This window comes from Duganella sp. AC917, from assembly GCF_979258245.1.
The window spans coordinates 4,540,591-4,558,593 of sequence record NZ_OZ409848.1 but is presented as its reverse complement, the minus strand read 5'-3'; the positions used below and the strand labels follow the sequence as shown (position 1 = coordinate 4,558,593).

Genomic DNA, 18,003 nt, shown 5'->3' with positions numbered 1-18,003 from the left:
ACCTACTATGAAAATCATCGTTATCGGCCACGGCATGGTCGGCCACAAATTCCTGGAAAGCCTGGCCGTCAGCGGCAAGACCAACCTGCAGGTGACGGTGCTGTGCGAGGAAGTGCGTCCAGCGTACGACCGCGTGCACCTGTCGGAATTCTTCTCCGGTAAAACCGCCGAAGACCTGTCGCTGGTCAAGCCGGGATTCTTCGAACGTGACGACATGGTGCTGCGCCTGAACACCCGCGCCACCGCCATCGACACCGCCGGCAAAACCGTCACCACCGGCGACGGAGACGTGCTCCCTTACGACAAGCTGGTGATCGCCACCGGTTCCTATCCGTTCGTGCCGCCGCTGCCGGGCAAGGAGCGCAAGGACTGCTTCGTCTACCGCACCATCGAGGATCTGGAAGCGATGATGGAATGCGGTCAGCGCTCGAAGACCGGCGTCGTTATCGGCGGCGGCCTGCTGGGCCTCGAATGCGCCAAGGCGCTGCGCGATCTGAAGCTGGACACCCACGTGGTCGAATTCTCGCCACGCCTGATGGCGGTGCAGGTCGACGACAGCGGCGCGCGCGTGCTGCGTCGTAAAATCGAAGAGTTGGGCGTGACCGTCCACACCGGGAAAAACACCACCGCCATCGTCGATGGCGTGGACGGCACCCATCGCATGGAGTTCGCCGACGGCGGCCATCTGGACGCCGACATGATCGTCTTCTCGGCCGGTATCCGCCCGCGCGATATGCTGGCGCGCGAATGCGGCCTGGCTGTCGGCCCGCGCGGCGGCATCGAGATCAATAACAATTGCGTCACCTCCAACCCGGACGTCTACGCCATCGGCGAGTGCGCGCTGTGGGGCGGCTTGATCTTCGGTCTGGTCGCGCCGGGCTACGAAATGGCGCGTGTCGCGGCCAAGCACATGCTGGGCGAAGCGGGCGAATTCGCCGGCGCCGACATGAGCACCAAGCTGAAATTGATGGGTGTGGACGTGGCCAGCATCGGCGACCCGCACGGTAACACTGCCGGCAGCCGCTCCTACCAGTTCACCGACGAGCGCAAGCAAATTTACAAGAAGATCGTCGTCTCCGATTGCGGCAAATACCTGCAAGGCGCGGTGATGGTGGGCGACGCCGCCGAATACGGCACGCTGCTGCAGATGATGCTCAATAAGATCGAGCTGCCGGAATCGCCCGAGTTCCTGATCCTGCCGCAGTCGGACGGCACCGCCAAGCCTGGCCTGGGCGTGGACGCGCTGCCCGAGAGCGCCCAGATTTGCTCCTGCAACGACGTCTCCAAGGGCGCGCTGTGCGCGGCGGTCGCCGCCGGCGCCTGCACTATCGGCGACCTGAAAAGCTGCACCAACGCCGGCACCTCGTGCGGCGGCTGCGTGCCGCTGGTGACGCAGGTGATGAAGGCCGAGATGAAAAAGCTCGGCATGGCCGTCAACAACCACGTGTGCGAACACTTCGCCTACTCGCGTCAGGAGATGTTCCACCTCATCAAAGTCGGTCAGATCAAGTCCTTCGACGATCTGCTTCACAAGCACGGCAAAGGGCTCGGTTGCGATGTGTGCAAACCACTGGCCGCCAGTATCCTGGCATCGGTGTGGAACGACTTTGTGCTGAAGAAGGAACACGCCAGCCTGCAGGACACCAACGACTACTTCCTCGGTAACATCCAGAAGGATGGCACCTACTCGGTGGTGCCACGCATGCCGGGCGGCGAAGTGACCGCCGATGGCCTGATCGCCGTCGGCATGGTCGCCAAGAAGTACCAGCTGTACACCAAGATTACCGGCGGCGCGCGGGTCGATTTGTTCGGCGCCCGCGTCGAGCAGTTGCCGCTGATCTGGGAAGAACTGATCGCCGCCGGCTTCGAATCCGGCCACGCCTATGGCAAGTCCCTGCGCACGGTGAAGTCCTGCGTCGGCTCGACCTGGTGCCGTTATGGCGTCGACGATTCGATCGGCCTCGCGATCGAGCTGGAAAACCGCTACAAGGGGCTGCGCACGCCGCACAAGATCAAGTTCGGCGTCTCCGGCTGCACCCGCGAGTGCGCCGAGGCGCAAGGCAAGGACGTCGGCATCATCGCCACCGAAAAGGGCTGGAACCTCTACGTGTGCGGCAACGGCGGCATGAAGCCACGCCACGCCGAGCTGCTGGCGACGGATCTGGACAAGGCGACGCTGGTCCAGTACATCGACCGCTTCCTGATGTTCTACACCCGCACCGGCGACCGCCTGCAGCGCACCAGCACCTGGCGCGAGAACCTGGAGGGTGGCCTCGATTATCTGAAGCAGGTCGTCGTGCAGGACAAGCTGGGCATCGCCGCCGACCTCGAAGCGGACATGCAGCACGTCGTCAACACCTACGCTTGCGAGTGGAAGGAAGCCGTGGAAAATCCGGAGACGCGCAAGCGCTTCCGTACCTTCGTCAACAGTGAGAGGGGCGACGACAACGTCGTCTTCATGGAAGAACGCGGCCAGATTCGTCCGGCCACCGTGGAAGAGCGCAAACGCGTGATTCCGATTGCCGTCAGCGCAGCTTGAGGAGAATACAAATGCATCGCGATATTCAAACTGATAACTGGATCGCCGTCTGCAACCTGGACGACATCGTGCCCAACACCGGCGTCTGCGCACTGCTGAACAACGCGCAGATAGCGGTCTTCCATGTTAACGACGGCGGCCCGCGCGTGTTCGCCATCGATAATTACGATCCGAACTCGCAAGCTGCCGTGCTGTCGCGCGGCCTGGTGGGAAGTCTGGGAGAGCGCATCGTTGTCGCTTCGCCGATCTACAAGCAGCACTTCGACCTGCAAACGGGCGAGTGCCTGGAAGCGCCGGCGAACTCGGTGGGCACCTACCCGGCCCGCGTGGCCGAGGGCAAAGTCTGGGTAGGCCTATGAAACCCCCGGAGCGCGTGGAATCGAAGCCTGCGCTGGTCGTCATCGGCAACGGCATGGCCGGCATGCGCACGGTCGAGGAGCTGCACAAGCTCGATCCGGATATGTACGACATCACCGTGTTCGGCGCCGAGCCGCATGGTAACTACAATCGCATCCTGCTGTCGCCGGTGCTGGCCGGCGAGAAGACGATGGACGACATCATGCTCAATACCCGGGAGTGGTATGTCCAGCATGGCATCATCCTGCACGCGGGCGATCCGGTCGAACATATCGACCGGCGCAAGCGCATCGTGCGCGCCCGTTCCGGCCTGGAAGTACGCTACGACCGCTTGCTGATCGCCACCGGCTCCAAGCCGTTCATCATCCCGGTGCCGGGCCACCATCTGCCGGGCGTACTGGCCTTTCGCGATATCCAGGACGTGGAATCGATGCTGGAGGCGGCGCGCAACCACAAGCACGCGGTGGTCATCGGCGGCGGCCTGCTGGGACTTGAAGCGGCTAATGGCCTGCAGCGGCAGGGCATGTCCGTTACCGTGGTCCATGTGACCGACGCGTTGATGAACCAGCAGCTCGACAAACCGGCCGCGCAACTGCTGCAACGGGCGCTGGAAGACAAAGGCCTGACGTTCATGCTGAACGCGCAGACCGCCGAAATCGTCGGCACCGATCGCGCGACGGCGGTGCGTTTCAAAGACGGCAGCGAGATCCCGGCCGACCTGGTGGTGATGACCGCCGGCGTGCGTCCGAACATCGAGCTGGCCAAGTCGGCGGGCCTGCACTGCGACCGCGCGATCATCGTCGACGACACGCTGCAAACCTACGATCCGCGCATTTACGCGGTCGGCGAATGCGTGCAGCATCGTAGCGCGACGTTTGGACTGGTGGCGCCGATCTGGGACCAGGCCCGCGTGTGCGGGGCCCATCTGGCGGGCGCCGGCGTGCGCCGCTATGTGCAGCAAACCTCGCCTACACGGTTGAAGGTCACCGGTGTAGACTTGTACTCGGTCGGCGATTTTATCGGCGGCGTCGGTTCCGAAGACCTGGTGCTGCGCGATGCGCGGCGCGGCGTCTACAAGCGGCTGGTGTTGAAGAACAATCGCGTCACCGGCGCCGTGTTGTACGGCGACGTCAAGGACGGCCCTTGGTATTTCGGCCTGATACAAAACGGCACCGACATCACCTCGATCCGGCAAACCCTATTATTCGGCGAGGCGCTCAGCGCCCGGGCCGCGTGATCCACTAGTGTAAGCGAGCGAATTTTGAACCTGTCCCAAGACCATCTGTCAGTACGCACCACCTGCGCCTATTGCGGCGTCGGTTGCGGTGTGAGCGCTACCCCCAAGGGCGACGGCACGGTCACCATCGCCGGCGACAAGCTGCATCCGGCGAACAAGGGGCGCCTGTGCGTCAAGGGTTCCGCGCTGGGCGAGACGGTCAGCCTCGATGGCCGCCTGTTGTATCCGCAGGTGCGCGGCGAAGAGGGCCTGCGCCGCGTCTCGTGGGACGAGGCGCTGGACAAGGTCGCCGGCACGTGGCGCGCCATCATCGACAAGCATGGACCGGATGCCGTGGCCTTGTACGTATCGGGCCAGCTGTTGACCGAGGATTACTACGTCGCCAATAAGCTGATGAAAGGTTACATCGGCAGCGCCAATATCGACACCAATTCGCGCCTGTGCATGTCGTCGGCGGTGGCAGGTTACAAGCGCGCCTTTGGCGAAGACCTGGTCCCGCTGTGCTACGACGACCTGGAACTTGCCGACATGGTGGTGCTGGTCGGCTCCAACACAGCGTGGTGCCATCCGATCCTGTTCCAGCGCATCCTGAAGGCCAAGGAAAGCCGGCCGGAGATGAAGATCGTCGTCATCGATCCGCGCCGCACCGCGACCTGCGAATTGGCCGACCTGCATCTGCCGGTGAAAGCGGGCACCGACGTCTGGCTATTCAACGGCTTACTCAGTTATCTGAACCGCATCGGCGCGGTCGATCCGGCCTTCGTTGCCGACCATACCAACGGCTTCGACGCAGCGCTCGCCACCGCCAATGCCGATTGCAGCGATCCCGCCGTCGTCGCCAAGATCTGCCGCATCGAACTGCCGGTGCTGATGGAGTTCTACGAACTGTTCGCGGCCACGCACAAGACCATTACCGCTTATTCGATGGGTGTAAACCAGTCGTCTTCCGGCACCGATAAGGTCAACAGCATCATTAACTGCCACCTGATCGGCGGCCGCATCGGCCAGCCTGGCATGGGACCTTTCTCGATCACCGGCCAACCCAACGCCATGGGCGGGCGCGAAGTGGGCGGCCTGGCCAACATGCTGGCCGCGCACATGGACCTGGACCGCGCCGACCATCGCGAGGTCGTGCAGACCTTCTGGGAGTCGCCGTCGATGGCCGACAAACCTGGCTTGAAGGCGGTAGACCTGTTCAAGGCGATCGAGGACGGCAAGGTCAAGGCGGTGTGGGTGATCTCGACCAATCCGGTGGTCAGCATGCCGGACGCCGACCAGGTGCGGCGCGCGCTGGAAAAGTGCGAACTGGTGGTCGCCACCGACATCATGCAGAATACCGACACCAACGCCTATGCGGACGTGCTTTTGCCTGCGCTGGGCTGGGGCGAGAAGGAAGGCACGGTCACCAATTCCGAGCGTCGCATTTCGCGCCAGCGCGCCTTCCTGCCGGCGCCCGGCGAGGCCTTGGCCGACTGGAAGATCCTGGCGCTGTTCGCTCAGCGGATGGGCTTCAGTGGTTTTGATTTCGCCGGCGTCAACTGCGTATTCGACGAGCACGCGCGCCTGAGCGGCTTCCGCAACAGCGCCGCCGACGTGCCGCGCGCCTTCGACATGTCCGGTCTGGCGCAACTGAAGCAGCGCGAGTATGACGATCTGGAACCGGTCCAGTGGCCGGTGCGCCGCAACGCAGCCGGTGCGATCGAAGTCGAAGAGCGCCTGTTCGCCGACATGCGTTTTGCCCATGCCGATGGCAAGGCGCGTTTCATCGCCACCGCGCCGCGCGCGCCGGCATATGCCGTCAGCGAGGACTTCCCCCTGGCGCTCAATACCGGCCGCGTACGCGATCAATGGCATACGATGACGCGCACCGGCAAGTCCTTCACGCTGGCCGATCATATCTCCGAATCCTTCGTCGACATTCACCCACAGGACGCGCTGCTGCACGGCGTGCGCGAGGGGGATCTGGCCCGCGTCAGCTCCGAATGGGGGGCGATGGTGGCGCGCGTGCAGCACGGCGGCGGCATCCCGCGCGGCACGGTGTTCATTCCGATCCACTGGTCCGGCCAGACGTCGTCGGACGCCCGCGTCGGCGCTTTGGTCAACCCGGTGGTCGATCCGGTGTCCGGCGAGCCGGAATTCAAACATACGCCGGTGCGCATCGAGCAGTTTCGCGTCAACTGGCATAGCTTCATCCTGAGCCGCACCGAGGTGGATCTGGACAGCGTGGCCCATTGGACCCGCATCCAGGGCCGCGAATTCGCCCGCTACGAGCTGGCCGGGCGCAACACCATCTCCGATTTCGGCCAGTGGGCGCGCGGCGTGCTGGGTGTGCAGGACCTTGACGCCGACTGGCTCGAATACGAGGACCGCACCGCCGGCGTGTATCGCGCGGTGCACGTGGTGAACGACCGCATCGAACAGTGCATCTTCCTGTCGCCGCGCCAGGATATGCCGTCCCGCGCATGGCTCGCCAGCCTGTTCGTCAAGGAGCAGTTGAGCGAAATCGACCGCGTCGGCCTGCTGGTCGGCATGCCGGTCGAGAAGGGCGCCGATACCGGTCCGACCGTGTGCTCGTGCTTCGGCGTGGGCCGCAACACGATCTGCGACGCCATCGTCGAGAAGGATCTGCAAACGGTCGCGCAGGTGACGTCATGCCTCAAGGCGGGTGGCAATTGCGGCTCCTGCGTCCCCGAAATCAAGAAGATTCTTGTGCAAACGCGGGTGGAGGCGGCGGAGGCAAGGTTGTAAATATGGTAAATTAGACTATCGATCGCTTGATCATGACAACAGAGAGCGAACATGTCTATCCGTGAAAACTTCTCCGACGCCGATATGGATTTGTGGCTCAACGAGAACCGAGTCACTGAAATTGAATGCCTGGTGCCCGATTTGACGGGCGTCGCGCGCGGGAAAATTCTGCCGCGCGCGAAATTCACCCAGGAGCGCGGCATGCGCATCCCCGAGGCGGTGCTGGGCATGACCGTCACCGGCAACTACCCCATCGAGAACGCAGCCTACGACCGCGCCATCTCTTCCACCGACCGCGATATGATTTTGCGCGCGGACCCCGGCAGCATCACCACCGTGCCGTGGGCGGTCGATCCCACCGCGCAGGTGATCCACGATTGCTACTTCGCCGATGGCACCCTGGTCGACTTCGCGCCGCGCTCAGTGCTGCGCCGCGTATTAAAACTGTACGCGGAGCGCGGCTGGAAGCCGGTGGTGGGGCCGGAACTGGAGTTTTACCTGACTGAAAAGAACATCGATCCCGATCTGCCGTTGCGCGCGCCGGTCGGTCGCAGCGGCCGCGCCGAGACCAGTCGCCAGGTCTACAGCATCGACGCCGTCAACGAGTTCGATCCGCTGTTCGAGGATATCTACGACTATTGCGCGCTGATGAACCTCGACGTCGATACCCTGATCCACGAAACGGGCGCGGGCCAGATGGGCATCAACTTCCAGCACGGCGATCCGCTGGCGCTGGCCGATAACGTCTTCTACTTCAAACGCACCTTGCGCGAGGCGGCGCTCAAGCACGACATGTACGCCACCTTCATGGCCAAGCCGATGGCCGGCGAGCCCGGATCGGCCATGCATGTGCACCAGAGCGTAAGCGACGCCGCCACCGGCCGCAATATCTTCAGCGCAGCGGACGGCTCGCCATCGGCGATCTTCCGCCACTACATCGGCGGTCTGCAGCGCTATACGCCTGCCGTCATGGCGATCGTGGCGCCGTACGTCAATTCGTACCGGCGCATCGTGCGCCACACGGCAGCGCCGATCAACGTCCAGTGGGGGAACGACAACCGCACGGTCGGATTCCGCATTCCGATCTCCGGCGTCGAGCAGCGCCGCGTGGAGAACCGCATCATTGGCGCCGACGCCAACCCGTATCTGGCGATGGCGGTGACGCTGGCCTGCGGCTATTTGGGAATGGTCGACAAGCTGGAGCCCACCCCTATGATCACCGGCAGCGCCTACGACCACGTGTCCGAGCTGCCGCAGGGATTACCGCAGGCGCTGGAGTGGTTGCGCCGCGAGGACCGCATCCGCGAGGTGCTGGGCGAGCGCTTCATCGACGTCTACACGGCGATCAAAGAGGTCGAGCACCAGGAGTTCATGACCGTCATCAGCCCGTGGGAGCGGGAACACTTATTGCTGCACGTGTAATTGGCAGCACTTATAATCACGTGTCCCAAAAATCGGGCGACCGGCCGATGGTCGTTTCAGATATATTATTAATATCATTTATTATTTTATAACATGACCATAGAGCGAGCTGCTGAACCCTTCCTCCTGATCCGCAATCTGGTGAAGGAATTCGACGGTGTCCGCGCTGTCAACGACGTGTCGGTCGCCATCAACAAGGGCGAGATATTCGCGTTGCTGGGCAGCTCGGGCTGCGGCAAATCGACGCTGCTGCGGATGCTGGCCGGCTTCGAGACGCCGACCCAGGGCCAGATCACGCTCGCCGGCAAAGACATCGTCAGCGTGCCGCCATATCAGCGCCCGATCAACATGATGTTCCAGTCGTACGCGCTGTTCCCGCACCTGTCGGTGTGGGACAACATCGCCTTCGGCCTGCGCCGCGACGGCCTGCCGAAGGACGAAATCGCCGCGCGCGTGGAGCAGATGCTCAATCTGGTGCAGCTGAGCGCCTACGGCAAGCGCAAGCCGCACCAGCTGTCCGGTGGCCAGCAGCAGCGCGTCGCGCTGGCGCGCAGCCTGGCCAAGCGCCCGCAATTGCTGCTGCTCGACGAGCCGCTCGGCGCGCTCGATAAGAAGCTGCGCGAGCGCACCCAGATGGAACTGGTCGGCATCATCGAGGAAGTCGGCGTGACCTGCGTAATGGTCACCCACGATCAGGACGAGGCGATGAGCATGGCCACCCGCATCGCCGTCATGAGCGAAGGTCGCATCCTGCAGGTCGGCCCGCCGGGCGAAATCTACGAAACGCCGAATTGCCGCTTCGTCGCGGACTTCATCGGCAGCGTCAATCTGTTCAGCGGCAGCGTGGCGGTCGATGAGCCGGACCACGTCATCATCGACACGCCCGAGGGCCGCCATTACGTCACCCACGGCATCACCGGCACCATGGGCATGCCGGTGGCGGTGGCAGTGCGGCCGGAAAAGATCGCGGTGCAAACCGAGGCCCCGACCCTGGAGCAGCGCGCCAACGCCAGCGAACATGGCTACAACTGCGTACAGGGTACGATCACCGCCATGGCGTATTTCGGCAACGAGACGCTGTACCACGTGCGGCTGGATAGCGGCATGGAGATCAAGGTATCGCGGACCAACGCCGCCCGCCACAACGACGCGGCGCTCAAGCGCGACCAGCGCGTCTACGCCTGGTGGGATGGCGCCGACGTCGTCGTGCTGACCAGCTAAGGTGGAACGGTCATGAATTTTCTAAAGAATTTGCTGACCTTGCGGTGGCTGACCGGCCGCCGCGTCGTCATCGCCGTGCCGTTCCTGTGGCTGACATTCGCCTTCCTGGTGCCGTTCCTGATCGTCCTGCGCATCAGCTTTACCGAGTCGGATATGGGCAATCCGTTCGGCACGCTGATGACGCTTGTCGATGGCGTCATCACGCTCAAGGTCAAGATATCGAACTACCTGTTCATCGCCGAGGACGAGCTGTATGTGCTGACGTATCTCAGCTCCCTCAAGTTTGCCGCCATCACCACCGCGCTTTGCCTGATCATCGGCTACCCGTTCGCCTACTTCATGGCGCGCGCCAAACCCACTATGCGTCCGGTGCTGCTGATGCTCGTGATGCTGCCGTTCTGGACTTCCTTCCTTCTGCGGATCTACGCCTGGAAGGGCATCCTTGCCAACAACGGCATCGTCAACAACTTCCTGATCGGGATCGGCGCCATCAGCGAGCCGCTGCACCTGATGAATACCCAGTTCTCGCTGATCATCGGCATGGTCTACGCCTATCTGCCGTTCATGATCCTGCCGCTGTACGCCAATCTGGTGAAAATGGACACCCGTTTCCTGGAGGCGGCCGCCGATCTGGGCGCGACGCCGCTGCAAGCGTTCTGGCGCATCACCGTGCCGTTGTCGAAGTCCGGCATCATCGCCGGCTCGATGCTGGTGTTCATTCCGGCCATCGGCGAGTACGTGATTCCGGAGCTGCTGGGCGGACCAGAGACCTTGATGATCGGCCGCCAGCTGTGGGACGAATTCTTCACCAATAACGACTGGCCGCTGGCGTCGTCGGTGACGGTGGTGGTAATCCTGCTGATTTTGGTGCCGATGGCGATCTTCAATAAATACAAGGCAGAGCAGGAGGCCCGCTCATGAAAGGCAATACAACCTTGATGCAGCGCTGGTTTGGGCGTGGCTGGCTGTCGATGGGCTATCTGTTCCTGTATCTGCCGATCGTGGTGCTGGTGGTCTTCTCGTTCAACAGCTCGCGCCAGGACATGGTGTGGAGCGGTTTCTCGCTGCAGTGGTACGCGGCGCTGATGAACGACACGGAGATCATCAGCGGGCTTGGTCTGTCGCTGCGGATCGCGCTGATGACGGCTTGCGTGTCGGTGGTGCTGGGCACCTTCGCCGCCTTCGTGCTCAATCGCTATCACCGCTTCACAGGCCGCACGCTGTTCGCCGGCATGGTCAGCGCGCCGTTGGTGATGCCGGAAGTGATCATCGGCCTGTCGCTGCTGCTGATGCTGGTGTCGGTGCAGAAGGTGTTCGGCTTCCCCGAACGCGGCGTGATGACGATCTGGATCGGCCACACCTTGCTGGGCATGGCCTATGCGGCGGTGGTGGTGCAATCGCGCCTGCAGGAGATGAACAAGTCGCTGGAGGAGGCTGCGATGGACCTGGGCTGCAAGCCTTATCAGGTATTCTTCCTGGTGACGCTGCCAAACATCAAACAGGCACTCGGCTCCGCGTGGCTGTTGACATTCACCTTGTCGCTGGACGACGTGGTGCTGTCGGCCTTCCTGTCCGGCCCTGGTTCGTCGACGATGCCGATCGTGATCTTCTCGCGCGCACGTTTGGGCCTCGACCCGCGCGTGAACGCGGTTGCCGCGCTGACCATCCTGGTCGTCAGCATCGGCGTGATCGCATCGAGCCTCTACATCGCCCGCAACGAGCGGCTGCGCCAGAAGCAGATTTCATCGGCCGCCAAAGGCTGATCCACGCATTCTTTAAATTCGTCAGCAAGGGGAAACGCGGAAAATAGGAACATGATCATGTAATTCATGCTAAATTGATAAACATGCGCAGCCCTATCGTTCTCGTTCCCGCTTGCGTCAATCTGGTCGGCGTACACGCCAGCCATACCGCGCATCTCAAATATGTCGCCGCCGTGGCCGACGGCGCCCGCTGCACCCCGCTGATCGTGCCGGCGCTGGGCGACGCCACCGATTTCGACACTTTGCTTGATCTGGCCGACGGCATCATGCTGACCGGCTCCCCTTCGAACGTCAATGCCGCCCTGTACGGCCAGCAGGTACTCGATCCACTGTTACCGCGCGACCCTGCGCGCGACGCCACCACGCTGCCGCTGATACGCGCGGCGATCGAGCGTGGTATCCCGCTGTTCGCCATATGCCGTGGGTTCCAGGAGATGAACGTGGCCTTGGGCGGCACGCTGCACCAGGCGGTGCACGACGTGCCGGGCATGTCCGACCATCGCGAGCAGAAGACGCTGACGCTGGAACAGCAGTACGCGGCATCGCATCGCGTGAACCTGGTTGCGGGCGGTCGCATGGCGCAAATATTGGGTGGCGTATCGACGATCATGGTCAATTCGCTGCACGGGCAGGGCATCGACAAACTGGCGCCGGGCCTCGCGGTCGAAGCCCATGCGGACGATGGCCTGGTCGAGGCCTACAGCCTGCCGCGCGACACGGGATTCACGCTCGCGGTACAGTGGCACCCCGAGTGGCGGTTATCCGAGAACCCCGACTCGATCAAGTTGTTCCAGGCTTTTGGTGAGGCCTGCCGCATCTACAAGCAAGGGAGAGACGCATGAAGACCTACGAACAGTGGGCGCGGCGGGTCCCTTAGTGCCGCTTTTCGCATAGCCCCACAGCACACAGTATCGCCAAGGCCCCAGCGCGGCCGGCGCACGATTAAAACAATAGAGAGAATTACATGGCAATCCGCGAGAACTTTACATACACAGATATGGATCTGTGGCTGAACGAAAAACACGTCACCGAAATTGAATGCCTGGTGCCCGATCTGACGGGTGTGGCGCGCGGGAAGATCCTCCCGCGCGGTAAATTTACCCAGGAGCGCGGCATGCGCATTCCGGAAGCGGTGCTGGGCATGACCGTGACTGGCAACTATCCGACCGAAGACGCGGGCTACGACCGCGCCATCTCCAGCACCGACCGCGACATGATCCTGAAGGCCGATCCGACCACCATCACCATGGTGCCGTGGGCCAGCGACCCGACCGCGCAAGTGATCCACGACTGCTATTTTTCGGACGGCCGGCTGGTCGATTTCGCGCCGCGCTCCGTGCTGCGCCGGGTGCTCAAGCTGTATGAGGACAAAGGCTGGAAGCCGGTCGTGGCGCCGGAGCTGGAGTTCTACCTGACCGCCAAAAACACCGATCCGGATTTGCCTTTGAGGCCGCCGATCGGCCGCAGCGGCCGCGCCGAGACCAGCCGTCAGGTCTACAGCATCGACGCCGTGAACGAGTTCGATCCGTTGTTCGAGGACATTTACGACTACTGCGAGTTGATGAACCTCGACGTCGACACGCTGATTCACGAAATCGGGGCCGGTCAGATGGAGATCAACTTCCTGCACGGCGATCCGCTTGGACTGGCCGACAAGGTGTTCTTCTTCAAGCGCACCTTGCGCGAGGCGGCGCTCAAGCACGATATGTATGCGACCTTCATGGCCAAGCCGATGGCGGGTGAACCTGGTTCGGCGATGCACGTGCACCAGAGCGTAGTCGATGCCAAAACCGGCATGAACATCTTCAGCGCCGAGGATGGATCGGCGGCGCCTATCTTTAAACAGTACATCGCCGGCCTGCAGCGCTATATGCCGTCGGCGATGGCGATCGTCGCGCCGTATGTGAACTCTTACCGCCGCCTGGTGCGCCACACTGCGGCGCCGATCAATATCCAATGGGGTATGGACAACCGCACCGTCGGTTTCCGCGTGCCGGAATCGGGTGTGCAGGATCGCCGCGTCGAGAACCGCATCATCGGCGCGGACGCCAATCCGTACCTGGCGCTGGCCGTCACGCTGGCCTGCGGCTATCTTGGCATGACCGAACAATTGGAACCGACGCCAATGACCGTGGGCAGTGCCTACGACCTCAAAGTGGAACTGCCACAAGGCCTGCCGGAAGCGCTGCAGCATCTGCGGGCCGAGGACAAGCTGCGCAGCGTATTGGGCGGCCGCTTCATCGACGTCTACGCCGCGATCAAGGACCTGGAGCATCAGGAATTCATGACCGTCATCAGCCCGTGGGAACGCGAACACCTGCTGCTGCACGTCTGATCATCCACCTCTCCAACAAGGAAATACTATGACCAACAATTCATTAGCACCAGGCCCGGCACCGAGTGCCGCGCTGGTCGCGTCGGTAAAAAGTCCGGCCACGCCGCAGGTGTACGACACCACCGCGATTCAAAAGCTGGACACGGCGCACTACATGCACCCGTTCACCGACCACAAGGCGCTGGGCGAGAAGGGCGCGCGCGTGATGGTGCGCGGCGAAGGCATCTACCTGTGGGATTCGCAGGGCAAGAAGGTCCTCGACGGCATGTCCGGCCTGTGGTGCGTCAATGTCGGCTACGGCCGCACCAGCATTTCGGAAGCGGTCTACAAGCAGATGGAGACGCTGCCGTTCTATAACAGCTTCTTCAACACCACCAATGTGCCGGCCGTGCAGTTGGCGGCCAAGCTGGCGAAGATATCGCCGCCGCATTTCAACCACGTCTACTTCACCGGCTCCGGCTCGGAGGGTAACGACACCAATCTGCGCATGGTGCGCCGCTATTGGGACGTGTTGGGATACAAGGAACGCCACACCATCATCAGCCGCCACAACGCCTATCACGGCAGCACCGTGGCCGGCGCTTCGCTGGGCGGTATGGACGGCATGCACGCGCAGGGTGGCTTGCCGATTCCCGGCATTGTGCATATCGGCCAGCCGAGCTATTTGGAGTCCGGGCGCGGCATGACCGAGGACGAATTCGGCATCGAGGCCGCGTCGTGGCTGGAAAAGAAAATCCTGGAGGTCGGCGCCGACAAGGTCGCAGCCTTCATCGGCGAGCCGGTACAGGGCGCCGGCGGCGTGATCATCCCCCCAGCGACCTACTGGCCGGAGATCCAGCGCATCTGCGACAAATACGGCATCCTGCTGATCGCCGATGAGGTGATCTGCGGCTTTGGCCGGCTTGGTAAATGGTTCGCGTCGGAGCTGTTCGGCATCAAACCCGATCTGATCACCTTTGCCAAAGGCGTCACGTCCGGCTATGTGCCGCTGGGCGGCGTGCTGGTTGGCGACCGCGTGGCCGATGTGCTGATCGGGCAGGGCGGCGAGTTCAATCACGGCTTCACCTATTCCGGCCATCCAGTCGCCTGCGCGGCGGCGCTGGAAAACATTCGTATCCTCGAAGAAGAGAAGCTGGTCGAGCGCGTCGCCAATGAAACCGGGCCTTATCTGAAGAAACGGTTCGCGGAACTGGCCGACCATCCGCTGGTTGGATATGCCGACAGCTGCGGCTTCGTCGCCGGTCTGAATCTGGTGCGCGTCAAAGCGCCGGTGGTGCACGACAACGTGACGTTCGACGAGTCGCTCGGTGTTGGCATGGTCTGCCGTGGCTACATGTTCGACAACGGCATGATCATGCGCGCCGTCGGCGACCGCATGATTATCGCTCCGCCGCTGGTCATGACGGTGGCACAGATTGACGAGATGGTGGCGCTGATCCGCAAGTGTCTGGATCTGACCTACGCCGACATCAAGGAACGCGGCTGGGTCTAAACGTGAATTTGGATGGGAGCGAAAAATGACGACAAAAACCGTGGCGACATCGTGGCACGAGCGCGCGGCAAGCCTGCAAATAGACGGCCGCGCGGTCATCGGCGGGCAGCGCGTGTGGGCCAAGAACGCGCAGCAGTTCGAGAATCTGTCGCCGATCGACGGCCGCACGCTGGGCATGGTGGCGCGCTGCGATGGCGCCGACGTCGATGCGGCGGTGGCCAGCGCACGCGAGGCTTTCGAGGCGCGCACCTGGGCGGGCAAGTCGCCGGCCCAGCGCAAGCGCGTGATGATCAAATTCGCCGATCTGGTGCAAAAGTACGGGCCTGAACTGGCCCTGCTCGAAACGCTGGACATGGGCAAGCCAATCAAATACAGCCAGAGCGTGGACGTGGGCGCCACCGCCAACTGCCTGCGATGGTACGGCGAGGCGATCGACAAAATCTACGACGAGATCGCGCCGACCGCCGAGAACAGCCTGGCGCTGATCACGCGCGAACCGCTGGGCGTGGTCGCCGCCATCGTCCCGTGGAACTACCCGATGATCATGGCGGCATGGAAGATCGCGCCGGCGCTCGCCGCAGGTAACAGCGTCGTGCTCAAACCATCGGAGAAGTCGCCGCTGACGGCGCTGCGGCTGGCGGATATCGCGCTGGAGGCGGGCATTCCGGCCGGCGTGTTCAATGTGCTGCCCGGCTATGGCCACGAGGCCGGCGCCGCGCTGGCGCTGCACATGGATGTCGACTGCATCGGCTTCACGGGATCGACGCGCGTCGGCAAACAGATCTTGCAGATGGCCGGCCAGTCGAACCTCAAGCGCGCATGGACGGAGTTGGGCGGCAAGTCGGCCAACATTGTCTGCGCCGACTGTCCCGACCTGGATGCGGCGGTGGCGTCGGCTATCGGCTCGATCTACTTCAACCAGGGCGAGAGCTGCAACGCGCCTTCGCGGCTGTTCGTCGAAGCGTCGATCAAGGATCAGTTCATCGAGAAGGCGTTGGCGATGATGCCGGACTTCCAGCCAGGCGATCCGCTCGACGAGAACACGGTGATGGGCGCCATCGTCGATGCGACGCAGCTGAAAACGGTGATGGGCTATATCGAGGCTGGCAAGGCGGACGGCGCCAAGCTGTTGTCCGGCGGTCGTCAGACACGCACCGAGACCGGCGGCTTGTTCGTCGAGCCGACCTTGTTCGACCAGGTCGACAGCGGCATGACCATCGCACGCGAAGAGATCTTCGGACCGGTGCTGTCGGTGCTGGCCTTTACCGACTTAAAGGACGCCATCAAGCAGGCCAACTCCACGCCGTACGGCTTGCAGGCCGCCGTGTGGACCTCCGACATGACCAAGGCGATCCAGACGGCGCGCGCGCTGCGTGCAGGAACCGTTCACGTGAACCAGTACGACAGCGACGACATCACCGTGCCGTTCGGTGGCTACAAACAGTCCGGCAATGGCCGCGACAAGTCGCTGCACGCGTTCGATAAATACACCGAACTGAAAACCACCTGGATTCAGATCGGCTAGCGAAAAGGGAGACGGCGATGAGCCAGGCAATGAAGGATTTTCTACGCGACCGCAACATCCACGAGGTGGAATGCGTGATCGCCGACATGACCGGCATCGCACGCGGAAAAATCCTGCCCAAGGACCTGTTTCTCAGCGAAGGCGAAATGCGCCTGCCCAAGAGCGTCCTGCTCAACACCGTCAACGGGGAGCAGCCTAACAACCTGCCTTACACCGGCGCCACCGATCCGGACATGATCTGCGTGCCAGACCTGGCCACGCTGCGGCAGGTGCCGTGGGCGGCGGAGAATGTGGCGCTGGTGATCCATGATTGCCAAAACTTCGACGGCACGCCGGTCGGCCTGTCGCCTCGCGCGGTGCTGCGCAAGGTCCTCAAGCTGTACGCCGATCGCGGCTGGCAGCCGGTGGTGGCGCCGGAGATGGAGTTCTACCTGGTCGCCCGCAGCAGCAATCCGCACGAGCCGCTGACGCCACCATTGGGCCGCAGCGGCAAGACCGAATCCGGCCGGCAGTCTTACTCGATCGACGCGGTCAACGATTTCGATCCGTTCTTCCTGGAGCTTTCCACGTTCTGCAAGCAGCACCAGTTGGGCGTGGAAACCTTGATCCACGAAGCGGGCGCCGGCCAGATGGAAATCAACTTCACCCACGGCGACGCGCTGGAGCTGGCCGATCGCGTATTCCTGTTCAAGCGCGCGGTGCGCGAGACGGCGCTGCGCCACGGGATCTTCGGCACCTTCATGGCCAAGCCGATGGAAACGGAACCGGGCAGCGCGATGCACATCCATCAGAGCATTCTCGATGCGGCGACCGGCAACAACATCTTCAGCGACAAAAAAGGTGAGCCCAGCCCCCTGTTCTTCAACTATATCGCTGGCCTTGAGCGTTACACGGCGGCGGCCACGCTGTTGTTCGCACCGCACGTCAATTCCTACCGGCGGCTGTCTCGGTTCATGTCGGCGCCGACCAATGTCCGTTGGGGTTACGACAACCGCACCTGCGGCTTCCGCATCCCCAACTCCACGCCGACCAATCGCCGTGTGGAAAACCGCGTGCCCGGCGTCGACGTCAATCCTTATCTGGCGATGGCCGCGACGCTGGCATGCGGCTACCTTGGCATGGTCGACGGACTGACGCCGTCCGAGCCGACCGCAGGCAGCGCGGAGCATGTGCATGACCAGCTGCCGCGCAACCTGGAGGACGCGATCCTGCGGCTGCGCGAATGCAAACCATTGAGCGAGATATTGGGCGAGTTGTTCGTGCAGGCCTTCTGCGAGGTCAAGGAGCTGGAATTCGCCACCTACAGCCGCGTGATCAGCTCCTGGGAGCGCGAGCATCTGATGCTGCTGGTGTAAGGAGGGCGC

13 protein-coding genes are annotated in these 18,003 nt (G+C 62.8%); all 13 read left to right on the top strand.

All coding sequences use genetic code 11. From position 1 onward, the window contains the following. Positions 1-7: 7 nt before the first annotated feature. The 13 genes from nirB to ACZ0BA_RS19785 all read left to right on the top strand — a co-directional run bounded on the left by nirB (position 8) and on the right by ACZ0BA_RS19785 (position 17,994). Positions 8-2,539, top strand: coding sequence for a nitrite reductase large subunit NirB (gene nirB / locus ACZ0BA_RS19845; protein WP_463452912.1), 2,532 nt, complete (start codon positions 8-10; stop codon positions 2,537-2,539). Between the two features lie 11 nt (positions 2,540-2,550). Then, positions 2,551-2,898: a nitrite reductase small subunit NirD gene (nirD, locus tag ACZ0BA_RS19840; RefSeq protein ID WP_463452911.1), complete on the top strand. Its 348-nt coding sequence runs from the start codon at positions 2,551-2,553 to the stop codon at positions 2,896-2,898. Beyond that, positions 2,895-4,133, top strand: coding sequence for an NAD(P)/FAD-dependent oxidoreductase (locus ACZ0BA_RS19835; RefSeq protein ID WP_463452910.1), 1,239 nt, complete (start codon positions 2,895-2,897; stop codon positions 4,131-4,133). Before nirD ends, ACZ0BA_RS19835 begins: the two co-directional genes overlap by 4 nt. A gap of 24 nt (positions 4,134-4,157) precedes the next feature. Beyond that, positions 4,158-6,881: a molybdopterin-dependent oxidoreductase gene (locus tag ACZ0BA_RS19830; RefSeq protein WP_463452909.1), complete on the top strand. Its 2,724-nt coding sequence runs from the start codon at positions 4,158-4,160 to the stop codon at positions 6,879-6,881. Positions 6,882-6,932: 51 nt separating this feature from the next. Then, complete coding sequence (locus ACZ0BA_RS19825) at positions 6,933-8,303, top strand: glutamine synthetase family protein (protein ID WP_463452908.1); 1,371 nt, start codon at positions 6,933-6,935, stop codon at positions 8,301-8,303. A gap of 93 nt (positions 8,304-8,396) precedes the next feature. Then, complete coding sequence (locus ACZ0BA_RS19820; protein WP_463452907.1) at positions 8,397-9,524, top strand: ABC transporter ATP-binding protein; 1,128 nt, start codon at positions 8,397-8,399, stop codon at positions 9,522-9,524. 12 nt (positions 9,525-9,536) lie between these two features. Further along, positions 9,537-10,445 (top strand): ABC transporter permease subunit, encoded by a 909-nt coding sequence (locus ACZ0BA_RS19815; RefSeq protein WP_463452906.1) that lies wholly within the window; start codon positions 9,537-9,539, stop codon positions 10,443-10,445. Further along, on the top strand, positions 10,442-11,287 hold the full coding sequence (locus ACZ0BA_RS19810) for an ABC transporter permease (protein WP_463452905.1): 846 nt from the start codon (positions 10,442-10,444) through the stop codon (positions 11,285-11,287). Before ACZ0BA_RS19815 ends, ACZ0BA_RS19810 begins: the two co-directional genes overlap by 4 nt. 83 nt (positions 11,288-11,370) lie before the next feature. Then, positions 11,371-12,129 carry a gamma-glutamyl-gamma-aminobutyrate hydrolase family protein gene (locus ACZ0BA_RS19805; protein ID WP_463452904.1) on the top strand — a complete coding sequence of 253 codons (759 nt, stop codon included), beginning with the start codon at positions 11,371-11,373 and terminating at the stop codon, positions 12,127-12,129. Between the two features lie 122 nt (positions 12,130-12,251). Next, positions 12,252-13,622, top strand: coding sequence for a glutamine synthetase family protein (locus tag ACZ0BA_RS19800; protein ID WP_463452903.1), 1,371 nt, complete (start codon positions 12,252-12,254; stop codon positions 13,620-13,622). A gap of 28 nt (positions 13,623-13,650) precedes the next feature. Then, on the top strand, positions 13,651-15,114 hold the full coding sequence (locus ACZ0BA_RS19795; RefSeq protein WP_463452902.1) for an aspartate aminotransferase family protein: 1,464 nt from the start codon (positions 13,651-13,653) through the stop codon (positions 15,112-15,114). 25 nt (positions 15,115-15,139) lie between these two features. Then, complete coding sequence (locus tag ACZ0BA_RS19790) at positions 15,140-16,639, top strand: aldehyde dehydrogenase (protein WP_463452901.1); 1,500 nt, start codon at positions 15,140-15,142, stop codon at positions 16,637-16,639. A 17-nt stretch (positions 16,640-16,656) separates the two neighbouring features. After that, positions 16,657-17,994 (top strand): glutamine synthetase family protein, encoded by a 1,338-nt coding sequence (locus tag ACZ0BA_RS19785; protein ID WP_463452900.1) that lies wholly within the window; start codon positions 16,657-16,659, stop codon positions 17,992-17,994. The last annotated feature ends 9 nt before the right edge of the window (positions 17,995-18,003 follow it).